Annotated in this window: 19 protein-coding genes; 8 read left to right on the top strand and 11 right to left on the bottom strand. The window is 72.6% G+C overall.

Going from position 1 to position 17685, the window contains the following annotated elements; all coding sequences use genetic code 11:
- Window positions 1-707: 707 nt before the first annotated feature.
- From D0D28_RS25055 to folC, 8 genes are all read right to left on the bottom strand, one after another.
- The gene (locus tag D0D28_RS25055) at window positions 708-1511 is read right to left on the bottom strand and encodes an ABC transporter permease (RefSeq protein ID WP_116112934.1); all 804 of its coding nucleotides are present in this window, start codon (window positions 1509-1511) and stop codon (window positions 708-710) included.
- Window positions 1511-2422, bottom strand: coding sequence for an ABC transporter ATP-binding protein (locus D0D28_RS25060; protein WP_116113018.1), 912 nt, complete (start codon window positions 2420-2422; stop codon window positions 1511-1513). The genes D0D28_RS25055 and D0D28_RS25060 overlap by 1 nt, the downstream gene beginning before the upstream one ends.
- 57 nt (window positions 2423-2479) lie before the next feature.
- Complete coding sequence (locus D0D28_RS25065) at window positions 2480-3235, bottom strand: IclR family transcriptional regulator (RefSeq protein ID WP_116112937.1); 756 nt, start codon at window positions 3233-3235, stop codon at window positions 2480-2482.
- Window positions 3236-3303: 68 nt separating this feature from the next.
- Window positions 3304-3714: a nucleoside-diphosphate kinase gene (gene ndk / locus D0D28_RS25070; protein WP_094007735.1), complete on the bottom strand. Its 411-nt coding sequence runs from the start codon at window positions 3712-3714 to the stop codon at window positions 3304-3306.
- Window positions 3715-3768: 54 nt separating this feature from the next.
- The gene (locus D0D28_RS25075) at window positions 3769-5310 is read right to left on the bottom strand and encodes an alkaline phosphatase D family protein (protein WP_116112940.1); all 1542 of its coding nucleotides are present in this window, start codon (window positions 5308-5310) and stop codon (window positions 3769-3771) included.
- Window positions 5311-5371: 61 nt separating this feature from the next.
- Window positions 5372-5737 (bottom strand): DUF4260 family protein, encoded by a 366-nt coding sequence (locus D0D28_RS25080; protein ID WP_116112943.1) that lies wholly within the window; start codon window positions 5735-5737, stop codon window positions 5372-5374.
- 114 nt (window positions 5738-5851) lie between these two features.
- Complete coding sequence (locus tag D0D28_RS25085; RefSeq protein WP_094007738.1) at window positions 5852-6244, bottom strand: DUF4233 domain-containing protein; 393 nt, start codon at window positions 6242-6244, stop codon at window positions 5852-5854.
- The gene (gene folC, locus D0D28_RS25090; protein ID WP_116112945.1) at window positions 6241-7710 is read right to left on the bottom strand and encodes a bifunctional tetrahydrofolate synthase/dihydrofolate synthase; all 1470 of its coding nucleotides are present in this window, start codon (window positions 7708-7710) and stop codon (window positions 6241-6243) included. The genes D0D28_RS25085 and folC overlap by 4 nt, the downstream gene beginning before the upstream one ends.
- 76 nt (window positions 7711-7786) lie before the next feature.
- Between folC and D0D28_RS25095 the strand changes: the two genes are divergently transcribed.
- Window positions 7787-8383: a class I SAM-dependent methyltransferase gene (locus D0D28_RS25095; RefSeq protein ID WP_116112947.1), complete on the top strand. Its 597-nt coding sequence runs from the start codon at window positions 7787-7789 to the stop codon at window positions 8381-8383.
- Here the strand turns inward: D0D28_RS25095 and D0D28_RS25100 are convergent.
- Window positions 8371-8646, bottom strand: a complete 276-nt coding sequence (locus D0D28_RS25100) for a DUF2277 domain-containing protein (RefSeq protein WP_094007741.1) — start codon at window positions 8644-8646, stop codon at window positions 8371-8373. The genes D0D28_RS25095 and D0D28_RS25100 overlap by 13 nt on opposite strands.
- A gap of 72 nt (window positions 8647-8718) precedes the next feature.
- On the opposite strand from D0D28_RS25100, the gene D0D28_RS25105 reads away from it, so the two are divergent.
- The 3 genes from D0D28_RS25105 (at window position 8719) to D0D28_RS25115 (ending at window position 12113) form a co-directional block, all read left to right on the top strand.
- A complete protein-coding gene (locus D0D28_RS25105) occupies window positions 8719-9939 on the top strand; it encodes an amidase (protein ID WP_116112950.1) in 1221 nt (406 codons plus the stop codon).
- A complete protein-coding gene (locus tag D0D28_RS25110; protein WP_116112952.1) occupies window positions 9936-11102 on the top strand; it encodes an acyl-CoA dehydrogenase family protein in 1167 nt (388 codons plus the stop codon). The genes D0D28_RS25105 and D0D28_RS25110 overlap by 4 nt, the downstream gene beginning before the upstream one ends.
- A 144-nt stretch (window positions 11103-11246) precedes the next feature.
- Window positions 11247-12113, top strand: a complete 867-nt coding sequence (locus tag D0D28_RS25115) for an SGNH/GDSL hydrolase family protein (RefSeq protein WP_116112955.1) — start codon at window positions 11247-11249, stop codon at window positions 12111-12113.
- Here D0D28_RS25115 and D0D28_RS25120 read toward each other — a convergent pair.
- A complete protein-coding gene (locus D0D28_RS25120) occupies window positions 12102-12551 on the bottom strand; it encodes an ATP-binding protein (RefSeq protein WP_240323340.1) in 450 nt (149 codons plus the stop codon). The two genes, D0D28_RS25115 and D0D28_RS25120, sit on opposite strands and share 12 nt — an antisense overlap.
- A 27-nt stretch (window positions 12552-12578) precedes the next feature.
- Window positions 12579-14108 (bottom strand): long-chain-fatty-acid--CoA ligase, encoded by a 1530-nt coding sequence (locus D0D28_RS25125; RefSeq protein WP_116112957.1) that lies wholly within the window; start codon window positions 14106-14108, stop codon window positions 12579-12581.
- A 114-nt stretch (window positions 14109-14222) separates the two neighbouring features.
- Here D0D28_RS25125 and D0D28_RS25130 point away from each other — a divergent pair, with 114 nt between their 5' ends.
- The 4 genes from D0D28_RS25130 (at window position 14223) to D0D28_RS25145 (ending at window position 17597) form a co-directional block, all read left to right on the top strand.
- Window positions 14223-15389, top strand: a complete 1167-nt coding sequence (locus D0D28_RS25130) for a PucR family transcriptional regulator (protein ID WP_240323341.1) — start codon at window positions 14223-14225, stop codon at window positions 15387-15389.
- A gap of 26 nt (window positions 15390-15415) precedes the next feature.
- Window positions 15416-15745 (top strand): DUF4180 domain-containing protein, encoded by a 330-nt coding sequence (locus D0D28_RS25135; protein ID WP_116112962.1) that lies wholly within the window; start codon window positions 15416-15418, stop codon window positions 15743-15745.
- 75 nt (window positions 15746-15820) lie between these two features.
- The gene (locus D0D28_RS25140; RefSeq protein ID WP_240323342.1) at window positions 15821-17095 is read left to right on the top strand and encodes a hypothetical protein; all 1275 of its coding nucleotides are present in this window, start codon (window positions 15821-15823) and stop codon (window positions 17093-17095) included.
- 10 nt (window positions 17096-17105) lie between these two features.
- Window positions 17106-17597, top strand: coding sequence for a DinB family protein (locus tag D0D28_RS25145; RefSeq protein WP_240323343.1), 492 nt, complete (start codon window positions 17106-17108; stop codon window positions 17595-17597).
- Window positions 17598-17685 lie beyond the last annotated feature (88 nt).

A 17685-nucleotide genomic window follows, 5' to 3' on the forward strand; every position in this document is an offset into this window, starting at 1 on the left:
GGCTGGGGGTCCGGGAGGGGCCGTGAGCGAGGTGGCCATCGGGAGCACGGGCTTCCGGGGATGGGGGCCGGATGTGGCTCCCGGCCGCAAGCGGGACGGCACCGTCCGGGCGGGATCGCACCCACGAGAGCCGGACGACGGTAGGGCGCTGCCGCGCGGCGGCAGGACCGGCGGGCGGTCGCGGGTGGGGCGTGAGAAGTAGCGGGCCGCCAGCGGCGGGCGGCGGTTGCCCGACTCGGCGGCGCGCGAAAAACACCGGACCGCCACCGGCACCAACGGCAGGCGGCATGCTGTCGCGCTCGCGCGCGACAAACAGTGCGCCACCAGCGGCGGCCCGTGGTGAGCCAGCGGCCTGGCGCACCAGAAACAGCGGGCCACCATCGGCGGCCGGTCGTGGGCCGGCAGCCTCGGCCGCGAGGAGCGGCAGGCCGCCATCGGCACCACCGGCGAACCGGGCGCTGGCGCGCTGGCGCCCGAGAAACAGCGGACCGCCATCGGCGGGCAGCGGCGGGCCACCATCGGCGGCCGGTCGTGGGCCGGCAGCCTCGGCCGCGAGGAGCGGCGGGCTGCCATCGGCACCACCGGCGAACGGGGCGCTGGCGCGCTGGCGCGCGAGAAACAGCGGGCCGCCATCGGCGGGCAGCGGTGGGTCGCCATCGGCGGCCGGTCGTGGGTCGGCGGGGTGTGGTGCGCGTCGTGGGGCATGGTCAGACCACCAGGCGCCGGTAGAAGTAGTGGCGGGCCAGGAGGGCTCCGGTGGTGAACAGTGCCGCCAGGAACGCCAGGTGCCCGAGCGCGGGCAGCCACTCCAGGCCGCCCAGTGTCGCGCCGCGGGCCAGTTCGTTTCCGTGCCACAGCGGGGAGATCCACGCCAGCCAGCGCAGCGCCACCGGGATCTGCTCGATCGGGAAGAACGTGCCCGCGAACAGCGTCATCGGCATCACCACGAACCGGAACACGGCGTTGAACCGGACGCCCTCGTCGTAGGTCGTCGCCGCCAGGGCCGTCACCGGGGCGGCGCACGCCAGCCCGGTGACCGCGCCGACCAGCACCACCAGCACCGCTCCAGCGTTCAGCCACGCCCCGAACGGCACCGCGATCACCGCGTACACCGCGCTGGCCAGCAGCAGCCGCAGCGTCACCCAGATCAGGTGCCCGCCCAGCACCTGCCCCGGCGTGACCGGCGTCGCCGTGATGGCCAGGTAGTCCTTCTGCCACTTGAACCCCGACAGCACCGGGTACGTCGACTCCCCCACCGCGTTCTGCAACGCCGCCGACACCAGCAGAGCGGGCGCGATGTAGTGCACATAGGACAGTCCACCGGTGGCCGGGCCCGCCTGCACCTGCGATCCGAAGCCGAGACCCATCGCGAGCAGGAACAGCAGCGGCTGCAGGCCGGTCGAGTACACATTGGACTTCCAGTACCGGCGGTACCACGCCCAGTACCCCTCGACGCGCAACCACGCGCCCTGCCACGCCGGCACCACCCGGCCCGTCGACGCAACGCTCATCAGTCCACCAGCGTCCGTCCGGTCAGGCGCAGGAACACGTCCTCCAGCGAGCTCCGCCGCACCAGCGACGACAGCGGCCGCACGCCCCGCTGGTGCACCTGCTCCAGCGCGGACTCCCCGGCCGCGGTGTAGAGCAGCAGCCGATCGGGCAGCACCTCGACCCGGTCGGCCAGGTCCGCCACCCGATCCGCGGGCACCTCCTCCCCCGGCGCGAACCGCAGCTCCACCACCTCCCGCGTGGAGTAGCGCAGGATCAACTCGGCCGGCGACCCCTCGGCGACGATCCGCCCGCCGTCCATGACCACGAGCCGGTCGCACAGCTGCTCGGCCTCGTCCATGTAGTGCGTGGTGATGATGAGCGTGACGCCCTGCGCCTTGAGCCGGAACAGCCTGTCCCACAACAGGTGCCGCGCCTGCGGGTCGAGGCCGGTGGTCGGCTCGTCGAGCAGCAGCAGCTCCGGGTCGTTGACCAGCGCGCGGGCGATGGTCAGCCGCCGCTTCATGCCGCCGGACAGCGGCTCCACCTCGTCCTCGGCCCGGTCGGACAGCTGCGCGAAGTCCATCAGCTCGACCGCCTTGCGCCGCACCTGCGCCCGGGACAACCCGAAGTAGCGGCCGTACACCTGCAGGTTCTGCCGCACGGTCAGCTCGTTGTCGAGGTTGTCCTGCTGCGGCACCACCCCGAGCCGGGCGCGGATGCGCGGACCCTCGACGTTCGGGTCCATACCGAGGACCGTCAGATCCCCGTCGGACCGCGGCGACACCGACGCGATCATCCGCATCGTCGAGGACTTGCCGGCACCGTTGGGCCCGAGGAAGCCGAACGCCTCCCCGCGCCGGACCTCGACGTCGATCCCCCGCACCGCCTCGAAGTCGCCGAAGCGCTTCACCAGCGCCTTGGCCTGCACCATGCTCGGTTCGTCCACACCACGCAGACTAGAGCCGACCACCGACAGTTTTCGATCGCTTTACGCTCCGGCCAGCTCCCGCGTGAGCGCGGACGCGGCGGTGCGCACCGCGGGCGCCAGCCGCTCCACGTCGAGGCGCTCGGCGCTGCCGGTGATCGACACGGCGGCGATCAGCCGTCGCCGCCGGTCGTACACCGGGGCGGCCACCGCGGCGACCCCGACCTCGGCTTCCTCGTGGTTGACCCCGTACCCGCGCGCCACGGCGCGGTCCAGGTCGCGGCGCAGCAGTCCCGGGGCGACGATCGTGCGCGGGGTCTTGCGCGCCAGTCCGGCCGCGGTCACGCGCCGGAAGTACTCCGGCGGTCCGAGGGCGAGGAACACCTTGCCGGTCGCGGTGCAGTGCACCGGCATCCGGCTGCCGACGCGCGATCCGATGGGCGTCGAGCGGTGGCCGGTGACCTTCTCCAGGAACAGCGTGTGCCCGCCGTCCGGCACCGCGAGGTGGATGTTCTCGTGCGTGGCCTCGTACAGGTCCTGCAGGTACGGCAAGGCCGCTTCGCGCAGTTCACGGCGCCGCGGCACGCGCTGGCCGAGTTCGAACAGCTTCAAGCTCAGCCGGTAGCCGGCGCCGCCGCGTTCCAGCCCGCCCCAGCGGACGAGCTCGGCGACCAGCCGGTGCGCGGTGGCCTTCGGCAGGCCCGTGCGGGCGGACAGCTCGGCCAGGGAGAGCTCGGCGTCGGCGGATTCGAACGCGTCCAGCAGCATCAGGCCGCGCGCCAGCACCGACTTCGGGACATCGCCTTCAGTGGCGGACATCCCTGGATGGTAATTCCCGGGAGGGGCTTCCGGTAAGGATCAACCCCACCGGAAGCCCCCGCCGTCACTCACAGGTCGGGGAACCAGAGCTTCAGCTCGCGCTCGGCCGACTCGGGCGAGTCCGAGCCGTGCACCAGGTTGAACTGGGTCTCCAGGCCGTAGTCCCCGCGCAGGGTGCCGGGGGTGGCCTTCTCGACCGGGTCGGTGCCGCCGGCCAGCTGGCGGAAGGCCGCGATGGCGCGCACGCCCTCGACGGCGATGGCCACGACCGGGCCGGAGGTGATGAACTCCAGCAGCTCACCGAAGAACGGCTTGTCCTTGTGCTCGGCGTAGTGCTCCTCGGCGACCGAACGCTCGACGGTGCGCAGTTCCAGCGCGGCCAGCTTCAGCCCCTTGCGCTCGATGCGCGAGATGACCTCGCCGACGAGGCCGCGCTGTACGCCGTCGGGCTTGACCAGAACCAGCGTGCGTTCACTCACGACTGTGTTTCTCCTTTATTGCGTGCACGGATTGCCCGAAGCCTACTGGCCTGGTCAGCGCCGCGGTTCCAGGGTGGTCGACCACAGCGAGGCGCCCGTGCCGTCGCGGAGATCGACTCGCAGTTCGCCGGAGCCGCCGTCGATGTTGATTTCGCCGAAATGCTGGAAACCGGCCATCGGCGAGGTGTTCGCGGCCGGCGGGGCGTGCACGAAAACGGCCTGCGGGCCGAACGTCGGGTCGAGGCTGTTCGGGCCGAACGCGCCGGCGTGCAGCGGGCCGGAAACGAATTCCCAGAACGGGTCGAAATCCTGCACCGCGGCCCGGTCCGGCGAATAGTGGTGCGCCGCCGTGTAGTGCACGTCCGCGGTGAGCCACACGGTGTTGCGCACCTTCCGCCTCGCCAGCTCGCGCAGCACCCACGCGATCTCGCTCTCGCGGCCGGCGGGCGCGCCGGGCAGGTTGTTCGCCACGCCCTCGATGCCGGTGGATCCGTCCGGCACGGCGAGCCCGATCGGCAGGTCGGCCTGCACGATCTTCCAGGTCGCGCGGCTGCGGGACGGGCCGTCGACGAGCCACTTCGCCTGCTTCTCGCCGAGGACCTGCCCGGGCCGGCGCGGATCCGACGTGTTGGCGTCCTTGTAGGTCCGCATGTCCAGCACGAACACCTCGAGGCGAGAACCGTAGGTGAAGCTGCGGTACACGCGGCCGTCCACGGCGCGCTTCGGGTCGATCGGTTGCCACTCGTGGAAGGCCTGGAACGCCCGCGCGGCCAGCACGTCGACGCGCTTTTCGGTGTACTGCGGGGAGTCCAGGATCTCGCCCGGGTACCAGTTGTTGGTCACCTCGTGGTCGTCCCACTGGACGTAGCTGGGGACGGCGGCGGTGAACGCGCGCACGTTCTCGTCGAGCATGTTGTAGGCGAACTGCCCGCGGTACTCGTCGAGCGTCTCGGCGACCTTCGTCTTCTCCGGGGTGACGAGGTTGCGCCACACCCGGCCGTCGGGGAGCGTCACCGTCTCGGTGAGCGGGCCGTCGGCGTAGACCGTGTCGCCGCTGTGCAGGAACAGGTCCGGCCTGCGGGCGAGCATCGCGGAGTAGGCGGTCATGCCGCCGATGTCGGGGTTGATGCCCCAGCCCTGGCCGGCCACGTCGCCCGACCACGTCAGCCGCACGTCGTTGCGGCCCACGGGCGCGGTCTTGACGGTGCCGGTCAACGGCTCACTGCTCACGCGGCCGTCGAGCGATTCGGCGGTGACCCGGTAGTGCAGCTCGGTGCCTGGCGGGAGCGAGGAGATCCGCAGCTTGCCGGTCCGGCCGGTGTCCGGGGTCAGCAGCGGGCCGCGGAGGGTCCGGGCGTGCCGGAAGGACGGGTCGCGTGAGACCTCGACGATCATGCGGGACGGCCGGTCGGCGCGGGTCCAGACCAGTGCCGAGTGCGGGGTCACGTCGCCGGACTGGATGCCGTGGGTCAGCACCGGGCGGTCCCTGCGGACGAGGGCGGCGCTGGCGAAGGGGCTGCCCAGGACCCCGGCGGCGAGGACACCGGCGCCGACGAGTCCGGTTCTGAGGGCGGAGCGGCGAGTCTGTTCGGTCATGCCGGAGTTCTATGCGGGCTCGGGGGCCGACGAACCAACTCCGGCTGTCCGCACGGTGAACTCACGCGGTGGCGCGCTGACGGCCATCGGCCGTGCGCAGACCGTAGCCGAACACGCGGTCCACGGCGATGTGCGCCAGCCAGGCCAGTCCGAGCGTGCAGGCGGCGGGGTTCGTGACGAAGCTGAAGACCACGAGCAGGACGGCGGGCCCCGCCCAGTAGTGCGCCGCGTTGTAGAACGGCACGACCCGTCGCGGCAGCACACCGCGCTCGACCGGTTCGGCGCCGATGCCGACCAGGAACGTCAGGTCCGGCCCGATCAGCCCGAGCAGCAGGGCGCCGACCGTCCAGCCCCCGTGCTGGACGGCCTCGAACACGGCGAACCCGAGCAGGAAGACACCGGCGACGGCCCAGGCGATGCGCTTCATGAGAACACTCCTCCGAGATCAGTTGTCTATTTCGAGAGCAGTGCTCTCATGAAGACATAGCATGGTCCCGCTGAGCACTCTTGTCAAGAGCGGTGCTCTCGGTTCGGATCGCCGCTACTGCTGCTGGCTGGGCAGACGGCCTTCGGCCATGCGGCGCGCCACGTCGTTGCGCAGCCACAGCGCCCACAGCCAGAACGCCAGGAACAGCAGGCCGATGATGCCGATCGCCACCGTGTCCACGAAGTACGCCACCAGCGCGACCTGCAGGACCAGGATGGCCGGCACCGCCCAGCGTCGCTTGAGCACGCCGCACAGCAGCACGTGCAGCACGGCGATCACGATGACGCCCCAGCCGGCCAGGGTGCCCACGCCGCCGCCCAGGTTGGCGATCACCGGAACCGCGAGACCGACCGTGATGGCCTCGCAGATCAGGGTCCCCGCCATCACGCCGCGGAACGACTTCATCGGGTCCTTCGCCGGGGGCCGGACCGTGTTCTCCTCGCTCACGCGGGCTCCTTCCCGAACAACGTCCGCGCGTCCCCGACGGTGACGACGGAACCCGTGATCAGCACCCCGCCGCCGGCCAGCGGTTCGCCGCCGTCGCTCTCCTCGACCAGCGCCACCGCGGTCTCCACCGCCGCGTCCAGGCTGGGCTCGGCGACCACCCGGTCGTCCCCGAACACCGCCAGGGCCAGCTCGTTCAGCTCGTCCAGCGGCATCGCGCGCGGCGAGCTGTTCTTGGTGATCACCACGTCGGAGACCACCGGTTCGAGCGCCTCCAGCACCCCGCGCACGTCCTTGTCCTCGAGCACGCCGATCACCGCGGTGAGCTTGCGGAACGCGAACTCCTCCTCGATGGCGGCGGCCAGCGCCCGCGCGCCGTGCGGGTTGTGGGCCGCGTCGAGCAGCACCGTCGGCGCGGCGCGGACGGGCTCCAGCCGACCCGGGTTCTGCACCGCCGCGAACCCCTCGCGCACGGCGTCGAGGTCGAGCCGGCGGTCCTTGCCCGCGCCGAAGAACGCCTCGACCGCGGCCAGCGCCAGCAGCGCGTTGTTCGCCTGGTGGGCGCCGTGCAGGGGCAGGAAGATCTCGTCGTAGACCCCGCCGAGGCCCTGCAGGCTCAGCATCTGCCCGCCGACCCCGATCTCACGCCGCAGCACGCCGAACTCGCTGCCCGCGCGGGCGACGGTGGCGTCCACCTCGACGGTGCGCTCCAGCAGCACGCGCTGCGCCTCGGGGTCCTGCTCGGCGAGGATCGCGACGCTGCCCGGCTTGATGATCCCGGCCTTCTCCCCCGCGATCTCGCCGAGGCTGTCGCCGAGGTAGTCGGTGTGGTCGAGACCGATCGGGGTGATGACGGCGACCTGGCCGTCGGCGACGTTGGTGGCGTCCCAGGTGCCGCCCATACCGGTCTCGATGACCGCGACCTCGACCGGGGCGTCGGCGAGCTCGGCGAACGCCATGCCGGTGAGCACCTCGAACTTGCTCATCTTCGGGCCGCCCGCGCTGTCCACCATGCCGATGTAGGGCTGGATGTCGCGGTAGATGTCGACGTACTTGGACGCGGCGATCGGGGCGCCGTCGACCGCGATGCGCTCGGTGACCAGCTGCAGGTGCGGGCTGGTGTAGCGGCCGACGCGCAGCCCGAGGCGGGACAGCAGCGCGTCGATCATGCGGGTGACCGAGCCCTTGCCGTTGGTGCCGGCGACGTGGATGACGGGGTAGGTCTTCTGCGGGTCGCCCAGCACGGTCATCAGCGCGGCGATGCGGTCGAGCGACGGCTCGATCTTCGTCTCCGGCCAGCGCTGGTTCAGCTCGGCCTCGACCCGAAGCAGCTCGCGGCGGGCCTGGCGCTCGATCTCCTCGAGGTCGACCGGGTCGATCTCGGCCGGGTCGCCGGGCAGGGGCCCGGCCACGAAGTTGCCCCCGCTGGACAGCTCCACCGGGTACTCCTCGTCCTCGCCCGATGTCACGCGTTCTCCCTACTCCGGCCGGGGGGTTGACTACCCCGCCGAGTCTACTTTCGCGGGTCCTGGCAGGTTGGGCTGCATGCCGTTCGACCACAACCACGCCTACCACCGGTTGCTGCTGCGGCACGTCCCCGCCGGGGCGCGCACGGCGCTCGACGTGGGCTGCGGCGCCGGGCGCTTCGCCCGCAGGCTCGCCGCGGCTGGTCTGTCGGTGGAGGGCATCGACCCGTCCGGCGAGATGATCGCGGTGGCGCGGGCGCTGGGACCGGAGACGATCACCTACCGGCACGCGGACGTCACGACGGCGGAGCTGGGGCGCTACGACTTCGTCTCGTGCCTGGCGTCGCTGCACCACGTGCCGTTCGAGACCGTGACGAAGCTGCGCGCGGCGCTGAACCCGGGCGGGGTGCTGGCGGTGCTCGGCCTGGCCAAGCCGCGTTCGGTCGCCGACTGGGTGAAGTGGGGCCTGCTCGCGCCGCCGGTCAACCTGGCGGCCCGGCTGGTCGTCGCGGCCGGCGACCGGCTCAACGGCGGCCCGGACCCAGTCGCGACGGCGCCGGTGCGCGCCTGGGACACGACGATGACGCAGGTGCGGCACGACTCGGCGCGGCTGCTGCCCGGATCGAGCGTGCGGCCGCTGCTGTTCTTCCGCTACCTGCTGGTCTACCGCGCCTGACGCGCGGCGATCCGGGCGCGCACCTCGGGCCGCCGCAGCGGGGGCACCGTCGCCGGGGGCTGGCGGCGCGCGGGCAGCTCGCCGAGCAGCCGCGTGGTGATCTCGGCGATCTCCGCGACGGCCCGTTCGAACGGTTCGCGCGTGGCGTCGGACAGGGTCTGCACCCCGCTCACCTTGCGCACGTACTGGCGCGCGGCGGCCTCGATCTCCTCCGCCGTCGCCGACGGCTCCAGCCCGCGGAGCACGGTGATGTTTCGGCACATGTGGCCGAGACTACGCGCGCCGCGCCCTCGACGGGGTCACACTGATCGGGCAAGCTCTCGGGAAAGTTCCCCGTGCACGAGGAGGTGTACGCGCTGTCGACCGACTTCGGCGCCTACGTCGAGCGCTTTCCCCTTCCGGAGACCGGAATCCCCTTCGCCGTCAAGGACTTCCTGGACGTGGCCGGCCAGACGACGCGCAACGGCACCCCCGGTCTGGGGCACCACGCCGCGACCGAGGACGCCGAGCCGGTCGCCCGGCTGCGCGCCGCCGGATACGTCCCGGTCGCCCGGACCACGGTGCCGGAACTCGCGTGGTCGGTCCGCACGCCCGGCTGCCGCAACCCGTGGGCCCCGGACCGGGACGCGGGCGGGTCCAGCGGCGGCTCGGCGGTCGCGGTCGCCGCCGGGGACGTGCCCGCCGCGCTGGGCACCGACACCGGCGGCTCGATCCGCATCCCGGCCGCGCTCTGCGGGGTCGCCGGGCTGCGGCCGACGCACGGCACCGTACCCATGCGCGGAGTCACCGCACTGGTGCCGTCCATGGACACCGTCGGCCCGATCGCGTGCACCGCGGCGGACTGCCTGCGGGTCCACCGGATCCTGGCCGGTACCGCCGAGCCCGCGCCGGACACCGTCGAGGGGCTGCGCCTGGGGTGGCCGGAGCACCTGTGGGGCACCAAGATCGACCCCGAGGTGCTGCGGGTCGTCGAGTCGGCCGCGGACACGCTGCGTGCGGCGGGCGCGGTGCTCGTGCCGGTCGAGCTGCCGCTGGGCCACCGGCACGCGCGCACGGCCGGGTTCACCACGATGCTCTACGAGTCCGCCCAGCTGTGGTGGCGGGCGTACCAGGACGACCCGTCCGGGCTGCGCGGGCGCGCGATCGGGCAGCTCAAGGCGGGCACCGAGGTGAGCCGGGACGACTACGACGCCGCCCGCGCCCGCGCCGCCGAGATCGCCGCCGAGGTGGATGCCGCGTTCACCGAGGTGGACGCCCTGCTGATGCCGACCCTGCCGGTCACCGCCGCCCCGGCCGACACCGACGTGGTCGAACTCGGCGGGCGAGGAGAGTCACTCGAGAACGCCTACTACCGGCTGACCGCACTAGCCTCCGTGAGCGGGCATCCCGCGCTGACGGTCCCCGCGGGGCTGACCGCTGCCGGTCTCCCGGTCGGCGCCCAGCTCGTCGGACCGCGGCGGCAGGAGGCCCTGCTCTGCCTGCTCGGCGGAGCGATCGAAGCCGGTCCACCCGCCCGTGCCCTGGCCCGGGCCCGCACAGGAAGAACGTGCTCATGACGAAGCCCGACCCCCGTGACCTGCTCGGCATCCGCGATCTGCTGAACGAGGAGGAGCGCGAGATCGCGGACACGGTGCGGACCTTCGTCCGCAAGGAGGTCGCCGACCACGCCGGCCAGTGGTTCGAGGACGCGACGTTCCCGAAGCACCTGGTGGGGCAGCTCGGCGAGATGGGCCTGCTCGGCATGCACCTGACCGGCTACGGCTGCGCGGGCACCAGCGCCACCGCCTACGGCCTGGCGTGCCTGGAGCTGGAGGCCGGTGACAGCGGGCTGCGCAGTTTCGTGTCCGTGCAGGGTTCGCTGGCGATGTTCCCGATCTGGAAGTACGGCTCGGACGAGCAGAAGGACCGCTGGCTGCCGTCGATGGCGCGCGGCGAGGCGATCGGCTGCTTCGGCCTGACCGAGCCCGACCGCGGGTCCGATCCGGGCGACATGCGCACGTTCGCCAAGCGCGACGGCGGGGACTGGATCCTCAACGGCTCCAAGATGTGGATCACCAACGGCACCCTCGCCGACGGCGCGGTGGTGTGGGCGCGCACGGACGAGGGTGTGCGTGGATTCGTCGTGCCGACGGACACGCCGGGGTTCACCGCGCGGGAGATCAAGCACAAGCTGTCGCTGCGGATGTCGGCGACGGCGGAGCTGTCGTTCGACGACCTGCGCCTGCCCGGCGACGCGGTCCTGCCCGGCGTGACCGGGCTGAAGGGCCCGCTGTCGTGCCTGTCCGAGGCGCGGTTCGGCATCCTGTTCGGCGCCCTCGGCGCGGCCCGGACCTGCTACGAGAGCGCGCTCGACTACGCGGCGACGCGGGAGCAGTTCGGCCGCCCGATCGGTGGTTTCCAGCTGACGCAGCAGAAGCTCGTCGGGATGGCGCTGGAGCTGAACAAGGCCATGCTGCTCGCGGTGCACCTGGGCCGCCGCAAGGACGCCGGTGAGCTGCCGCCCGAGCTGGTCAGCTTCGGCAAGCTGAACAACGTGCGCACCGCGATCGACATCGCCCGCACGGCGCGCACGATCCTGGCGGCGAACGGGATCAGCCTGGAGTACCCGGTGCTGCGGCACGCCAACAACCTGGAGAGCGTGCTGACCTACGAGGGCACCGAGGAGATCCACACGCTGGTGCTGGGGCAGCTGCTGACCGGGCAGAGCGCCTACCGCTGAGCGGCCGGGTGGTGAGCGGAGACCGCTCACCACCCGCACGGACGGGCGGCGGGCAGTTCGGCGGCCACCCGCGCGGGTGACAAACGGCCTGCCCCACCCGAATGGCGGCGGTAGCACGCTCCGGCAGGGGTTAAGAAAGAAGTCATGCGCCGCAGCATGCTCGTCCTCCTGGTCGCCGCCTGCACGTTGCTCGCCTCGACGCTCACGGCCTCCGCCGCGCCCCGGTACCGGCACTACGTCGCCCTCGGCGACTCCTACACGGCCGGCCCGCTGATCCCGCTGCAGCGCCTCGACCCGGTCGGCTGCTTCCGCTCCACCGGCAACTACCCGTCGCTGCTGGCGATCGCGCTGCGGGTCGGCTCGTTCACCGACGTCTCCTGCAGCGGCGCGGACACCCGCGACATGGCCGCCCCGCAGGACGTGCTGCTCGGCCCGAACCCGCCGCAGCTGGACGCCCTCCGCCCGGACACCGACCTGGTCACGCTCGGCATCGGGGGCAACGACTACAGCGTGTTCGGCACGATCATCGGCACCTGCCCGGGCCTGCGGGCTTCGGATCCCACCGGCAACCCGTGCGAGCGTCACTTCACCGTCAACGGCGTCGACACGATCAAGGCCCGGCTGCCGCAGACGCAGGCCAACGTGACCGCGGTGCTCGGCGAGATCCACGACCGCGCCCCGAACGCGGAGGTGCTGGTGATCGGCTACCCGCGCATCGCGCCGCCGACCGGCACCTGCCCGGACGTCCTGCCCTTCGCCGACGGCGACTACCCGTGGCTCAACAGCGTGGAGGAGGAACTCAACGCGGCGCTGGCGAAGGCGGTCGCCGACGACGGTGACGCGTCCTATGTGGACACCTTCACCCCGTCGCTGGGCCACGACGCGTGCGCCCCGCCCGGGCAGGCGTGGATCAACGGCAAGGATCTCAAGCCGTGGGCCGCGAACTACCACCCGTTCTTCGTCGGGATGCAGGGCGTCGCCGCGGTGACGTACGCGCACCTACGCGATTGAGCGCGCGGCGGGCGGAAGCTGCCACGTCATCGACACCGTGGTGCCCTCGCCGGTCGCCGTGACCTCGACGTGCCCGGCCAGCCCGCGGATCAGCCGCAGGCCGCGGCCGTCGGACATCGAGCGCCCCGGCGGCGGCATCTTCCAGCGGCCGCGGTCGATGACGGTGACCGCGATCAGGTCGTGGTCCCGGCTCGCGTGCAGCTCGACCGGCCCGTCCGTGCCCTCCGGGTAGGCGTGGGTCACCGAGTTCGTCAGCGCCTCGTAGCCGGCGAGACCGATCGCGTGCGCGAGGTGGCCGAGGAGGACGAGGTCCTGGGCCCACCGCACGAGCTCGCAGCGCAGCGCCGTGATGTCACGCGGTGAGGCGGGCCAGCGGCAGTGCAGGCTGGTCTCGGTGCACCCCGACGGCCTGGGCGTCGTGTCCATCGGCTTCCCCACTCCGAGCACCTTCAGGTTTCCCCATCGTCACACTTCCGTGGGAACCGCTGAAGGGTCCTTGGGCCTTTCCGGGAGGATCGCCCCGATCTGCCGTTTCAGGATCTTCCCGGTCGGCCCCTTGGGCAGTTCCGGCACCAGCCACACCTGCCGCGGGTACTTGTAGGCGGCGACCCGTTCCTTGACGTAGTCACGCAGCTCGTCGGCCGTCGCGGTGGCCCCGGCCTTGAGCGCGACGGCCGCCGCGACCTCCTCACCGTGGGTGGGATGCGGCACGCCGATCACGGCGGCCTCCGCCACGGCCGGGTGTTCGTAGAGGACCTCTTCGAGTTCCCGCGGATACACGTTGTAGCCCCCGCGGATGATGAGGTCCTTCTTCCGGTCGACGATGAAGTAGTAGCCGTCCTCGTCCTGCCGGGCCAGGTCGCCGGTGCGCAGCCAGCCGTCCGGGATCGCCTCGGCCGTCGCCTCCGGCAGGTTCCAGTAGCCCCGCATCACGTTCGGGCCCTGCACCGCGATCTCCCCGATCTCGCCGGGCGCGACCTCCGCCCCGTCCGCGTCGAGCAGCCGCACCCGCACGCCGTCGATGGGCGTGCCGATCGACCCGGCCTTGCGCGGCCGGTCCGGGTGGTTGAAGGTGACCACCGGCGAGGTCTCGGACAGCCCGTAGCCCTCCAGGATCGCGCACCCGAAGGCCTTCTCGAACCCGTGCAGGACCTCGACCGGCAGCGCGGCGCCGCCGGACACGCACACCCGCAACGCGCTCGCGTCGATCTCGGCGGCGCGGGGATGCTGCAGCAGCGCGCCGTACATGGTCGGCACGCCTTCGAAGACGGTGACGCCGAACCGCTCGATCGCGTCGAGCACGGCGGCCGGCTCGAACCGCGGCACCAGGACCAGGCACGAGCCGCGGTAGACCGCCGCGTTGAGCGCGCAGGCCTGGCCGAACGTGTGGAACAGCGGCAGGCAGCCCATGACGACGTCGGACGGCCGCAGGTCGAACAGGCTGCCCGCCACGGTCGTGATGTTGCTGCGCAGGTTGGCGTGCGTGAGCACGGCGCCCTTGGGCCGGCCGGTGGTGCCCGAGGTGTAGAGGATGACCGCCGGGTCGTTGTCCTCGCGCGGCGCGATCTCCGGCTGCGGCTGCGCGGTCAGCCCGGTCAGGAACGCCGCCGGGTCGACGACCGTGCAGGGCACCCCGGCCGCGGCCGCGGCCTTGCCGACCGGCTCGGCGACCCCGGCGAACACGAACAGCCGCACGGCGCCCGAGTCGGTGAGGTAGTGCTCCACCTCGCGGACCTTGAGCAGCGGGTTCATCGGCACAACCACCCCGCCGGCCCGCAGGATGCCGTAGTAGAGCGGGGCGAAGGGCAGGATGTTCGGCAGCATCACGCACACGCGCTCACCGGACTGGAGTCCCTCGGCCCGCAGCTGGGCGGCGACCTTGGCGGCGGCCTCGTCGAGACCGGCGTAGGTGAGCACCGCGTCGCCGAGACGCTGGGCGGGCGCGTCGGGCTGCCGCCGCGCGGTGTTGGCCAGGATGTGCGCGAGATTCGTCATCGAATGTCCTCCGCTAGCTCGTTCCGACCATCGTGCGTGCCGCCACCCGCCCGGCCCATGTCCGCGCGGACAACCGATGCCCGGTGCTCGTTGTCGTGGGGAACAATGGCGGACGTGTCGCGCACCGCCCCCGGGCTGCCGGCCGTGGCGGCGACCCTGCTGGCCCGGCTGGACTCCCTCGCCGCCCAGATGACCGCCCGGATCCGGGACGAGATCGACTTCTACGTGGTCAGCGACGACGTGCCGGACAGCTCGCTGGCCGCGTCCGTGCAGGACAACCTGCGGCTGATCCTGCGCGCCCTGATCGCGGGCGAGCCGCCGGACCTGGCCGCCGCGCACGCCACCGGACGGGAGCGGGCCTTGCGGGCCGCGCCGCTGCCCGAGGTGCTGGCCGCCTTCCGGGTCGGGTTCGGCGCGCTGTGGGCCGCGATCGCCGCCGAGGCCCGCGCGTCCCGGGCCATCGACGACGCCGCCCTGGTGGACATGGTCGCCGAGGTGTGGCAGCTGGCCGGGGACGTCGCCGACGCGATGACCGCGGCCTACCGGGACGCCGTCGCCGAGATGATGCTGCGCGACGAGCACCGCCGGTCGGTGCTGGTCGAGGCGCTGCTGTCCGGGGAGATCGCCGACCAGCGGTCGCTGTGGGAGACCGCGCACGCGCTGCGGCTGCCGGTCGAGGGGCGGTTCCTGGTCGTGGCGGCGGCGACGCCCGAGCCGGGCCGGGAAGCGTTGCCGGAGATCGCCTCCCGGCTGGACGCCTCCGACATCCGGTCGGCCTGGCGGCTGCAGCCGAATCAGCAGATCGGGGTGCTGTCGCTGCCGCCATCGGCCACTGTGGACGGTGTGCTCGCGGTGCTGCGGCGGACGAACGCGCGCGCGGGCGTCAGCCCGCTGTACTCCGCGCTGCGGGAGACACCGCAGGCGCTGCAGTTCGCGCGGCTGGCGCTGCGCGGGCTCGGTGAAGGTGAGGTCGCGCAGTTCGCCGACACCCCGCTCGCGGTGCTGATGGCGGCGGCGCCCGCCGAGGCCGGGCAGGTCGCCGCCCGGGTGCTCGGCCCGGTGCTGGCGCTCGGCGACGGCGCGACGCTGGTGGACACGCTGGAGTGCTGGTTCGGCGCGGGCGGATCGGCGGGCGAGGCGGCGCGGCGGCTGTTCTGCCACCCCAACACCGTGCGGTACCGGCTGCGGCGGATCGAGGAGCTGACCGGGCGGAAGCTGGCGGACCCGGCGGCGGTCGCGGAGCTGTCCGCAGCCCTCCAAGCCTTACGCATGCTTCCCTAAACTTCCCTATCTGGTACATTGAAGGTATGTACAAGGTGATTGAGAGCCCGATCGCGTCCGAGGCTGACGCGATCGACGTGATGGGGCAGCTCTACGGGCAGGACGTCGAGTGGCTCGTCCTGCCGGTGGAGCGGCTGGACCCGGGGTTCTTCGACCTGAGCACGGGCATCGCGGGCGCGGTCACCCAGAAGTTCCTGAACTACGGGTTCCGGCTGGCGATCGTCGACGACATCGAGCGGTTCACCGCGGCGAGCGAGGCGCTGGCTGCCTACGTGCGGGAGTCGAACCGGGGCCGGCAGGTGTGGTTCGCGCCGGACCTGGACGCGCTGGAGGCCCGGCTCCGGCCGGCCGCCTGAGGAACCGGTTCCGCCGCACCCGCGTCTCAGCCCCGGTTTCGATGATCGACTGGGAGTGACGACGTGGTGCACAAGGTGACGGGGGTTCTGGCGGCGGCCTGCGCGGTCGTGGTGCTCGCCGGATGTGGTTCCGATGGCGGGCACCCGGCCGCGCCGCCACCGTCGACCAGCGCCGCGCCGGCCGCGCCGCGGGAACCGGTTCCCGCGGCGTTCGACAGCGCCCGGGGCTGGTCGATCAGCGAGGACCAGGACGTCGAGCTCGCCCGCCCCACGGGTGCGCCGCGGGCCGGGCTGCTGCTCGTGCTCGCGAGCGGCCCGGACGGGGTGCACGTGGTCGCGCACGACGCCGTCACCGGGGCGATCCGGTGGAGGAGCGCGCCAGTGCCGGAACTCGACAGCGGCCGTCTCGGCTCGACGGTGTTCGTGACCACCGACGGCGACCGGGAGTACGCGGTACTGGCCACCACCGGCGCGGGCGAGGACAACGGCGTGGACAAACCCGCGCGGAGCACGCGCCTCTACGTGTACGGCACCGACTCGTCCGGTTCGGTCACGCCCGAACGGGAGATCAGCCTGCCCGTCGCGGTCGGCGACTACTGGGCCCAGGCCGATGGCCGGGTCTTCCTGGAGAACGGCGACGGCGTCACGGTGGTGCGCGTCGCGGACGGCAGCATGACGAGCTACCCGGCGGACGGCGCCGAGCTGCGGCCGCCGAAGGACTGCCCGCACGCCATCGGCTCGTGCGCGGACGGGATGACCGTCGTCGGCATGACCGCGAACGGCCCGCTGGTGCAGGGCTTCCAGGCGTTCTGGGTTCCGGGCGGGTGGATCAGCGACGACGTGGTGCCCTCCGGTGCGAGTCCGAACGAGGGCTTCCGCAACGTCGAGATCGTCGCGTCCCCGGACGGCGAGGCGATCCTCGCCGGCTGGCCGACCGAGGATCCCACCGAGTGGCTGTGGGCGCTGCACGACGCCGCCACCGGGCACGTCCGCGGCTCGGTGCGGTGTGACCTCCGCGGCGCGCACGGCCCGTCCGGTCTCACCCCGCTGGTGTCGGACCGGTTCGTGCTCGCCGGGTTCGCGGCGTTCGACCTGCGGACCGGGCAGGGCCAGTGCTTCGCCGAAACCGCCGGCCGGCGGGCGATCGAGCTGACCGCGGTCGGCGAGGATGGCACCGCCTACGGCACGGCGGGCAGCGACGACACGCCGGTGAGCGTCTCACTGCTGACCGGCCAGGCGACGCCGCTGCCCGGCGGCACCGAGCTGCCCGACGGCATCGCGGCCGGAGCGGCGTACCTGGGCACCGCCACCAACGGTGGCGAGAGCATCCTCGTCTACCCGCCCGCTTAGGGTGAGCACCATGACACGCGGCGACCTGCGTCCCCCCAGCCTGAACTCCGACGAGCGGACGACACTGGTGGCCTTCCTCGATTACCTGCGGGAATCGATCATCGCGAAGGCCACCGGGGTGCCGGACGAGGCCGCGCGCGCCGCGGGCGTCCCGTCCGGCACGAGCCTGCTGCGGCTGGTGAAGCACCTGACCGCGGTCGAGCACAACTGGTTCGTGTGGGCCTACGCGGGCGAAGAGGTCGAGCTGTGGGACGACGACGCCGTCCCCACGGCGGCCGACACGACGGATTCGCTGGTCGCCGAGTACCGCGCGATGGTGGAACGCGGCAACGCGATCGTCGCCGGGTGCGCGGACCTGGACCGGCCGGGCGCGCGTTCGCTGCGAGAGACCGAGCCGCCGTCGATGCGCTGGCTGCTCGTGCACATGATCGAGGAGACCGCCCGGCACGCCGGCCACGCCGACATCCTGCGCGAACAGATCGACGGCTCCACCGGCCGCTGACCGCGCGGGGCGGCGGCTCCGTCCCGTACGCCGGACGTGCCCGGCAACGAATGGCGGCTGGCGACGGCGCCCGCGCCGGACCCGGCCG

Source organism: Amycolatopsis ruanii (assembly GCF_003385175.1).
Lineage (GTDB): Bacteria > Actinomycetota > Actinomycetes > Mycobacteriales > Pseudonocardiaceae > Amycolatopsis_E > Amycolatopsis_E thermalba.

Coding starts and splice junctions, on each gene's coding strand:
- D0D28_RS25125 (WP_116112957.1), bottom strand. CDS start 14,108: ATGACGAATCTCGCGCACATCCTGGCCAACACCGCGCGGCGGCAGCCC.
- D0D28_RS25065 (WP_116112937.1), bottom strand. CDS start 3,235: ATGTCCGCCACTGAAGGCGATGTCCCGAAGTCGGTGCTGGCGCGCGGC.
- D0D28_RS25080 (WP_116112943.1), bottom strand. CDS start 5,737: ATGAAGCGCATCGCCTGGGCCGTCGCCGGTGTCTTCCTGCTCGGGTTC.
- D0D28_RS25145 (WP_240323343.1), top strand. CDS start 17,106: ATGACACGCGGCGACCTGCGTCCCCCCAGCCTGAACTCCGACGAGCGG.
- D0D28_RS25060 (WP_116113018.1), bottom strand. CDS start 2,422: ATGGTGCAGGCCAAGGCGCTGGTGAAGCGCTTCGGCGACTTCGAGGCG.
- D0D28_RS25135 (WP_116112962.1), top strand. CDS start 15,416: ATGTACAAGGTGATTGAGAGCCCGATCGCGTCCGAGGCTGACGCGATC.
- D0D28_RS25095 (WP_116112947.1), top strand. CDS start 7,787: ATGCCGTTCGACCACAACCACGCCTACCACCGGTTGCTGCTGCGGCAC.
- D0D28_RS25100 (WP_094007741.1), bottom strand. CDS start 8,646: ATGTGCCGAAACATCACCGTGCTCCGCGGGCTGGAGCCGTCGGCGACG.
- D0D28_RS25110 (WP_116112952.1), top strand. CDS start 9,936: ATGACGAAGCCCGACCCCCGTGACCTGCTCGGCATCCGCGATCTGCTG.
- D0D28_RS25075 (WP_116112940.1), bottom strand. CDS start 5,310: ATGACCGAACAGACTCGCCGCTCCGCCCTCAGAACCGGACTCGTCGGC.
- D0D28_RS25115 (WP_116112955.1), top strand. CDS start 11,247: ATGCGCCGCAGCATGCTCGTCCTCCTGGTCGCCGCCTGCACGTTGCTC.
- D0D28_RS25055 (WP_116112934.1), bottom strand. CDS start 1,511: ATGAGCGTTGCGTCGACGGGCCGGGTGGTGCCGGCGTGGCAGGGCGCG.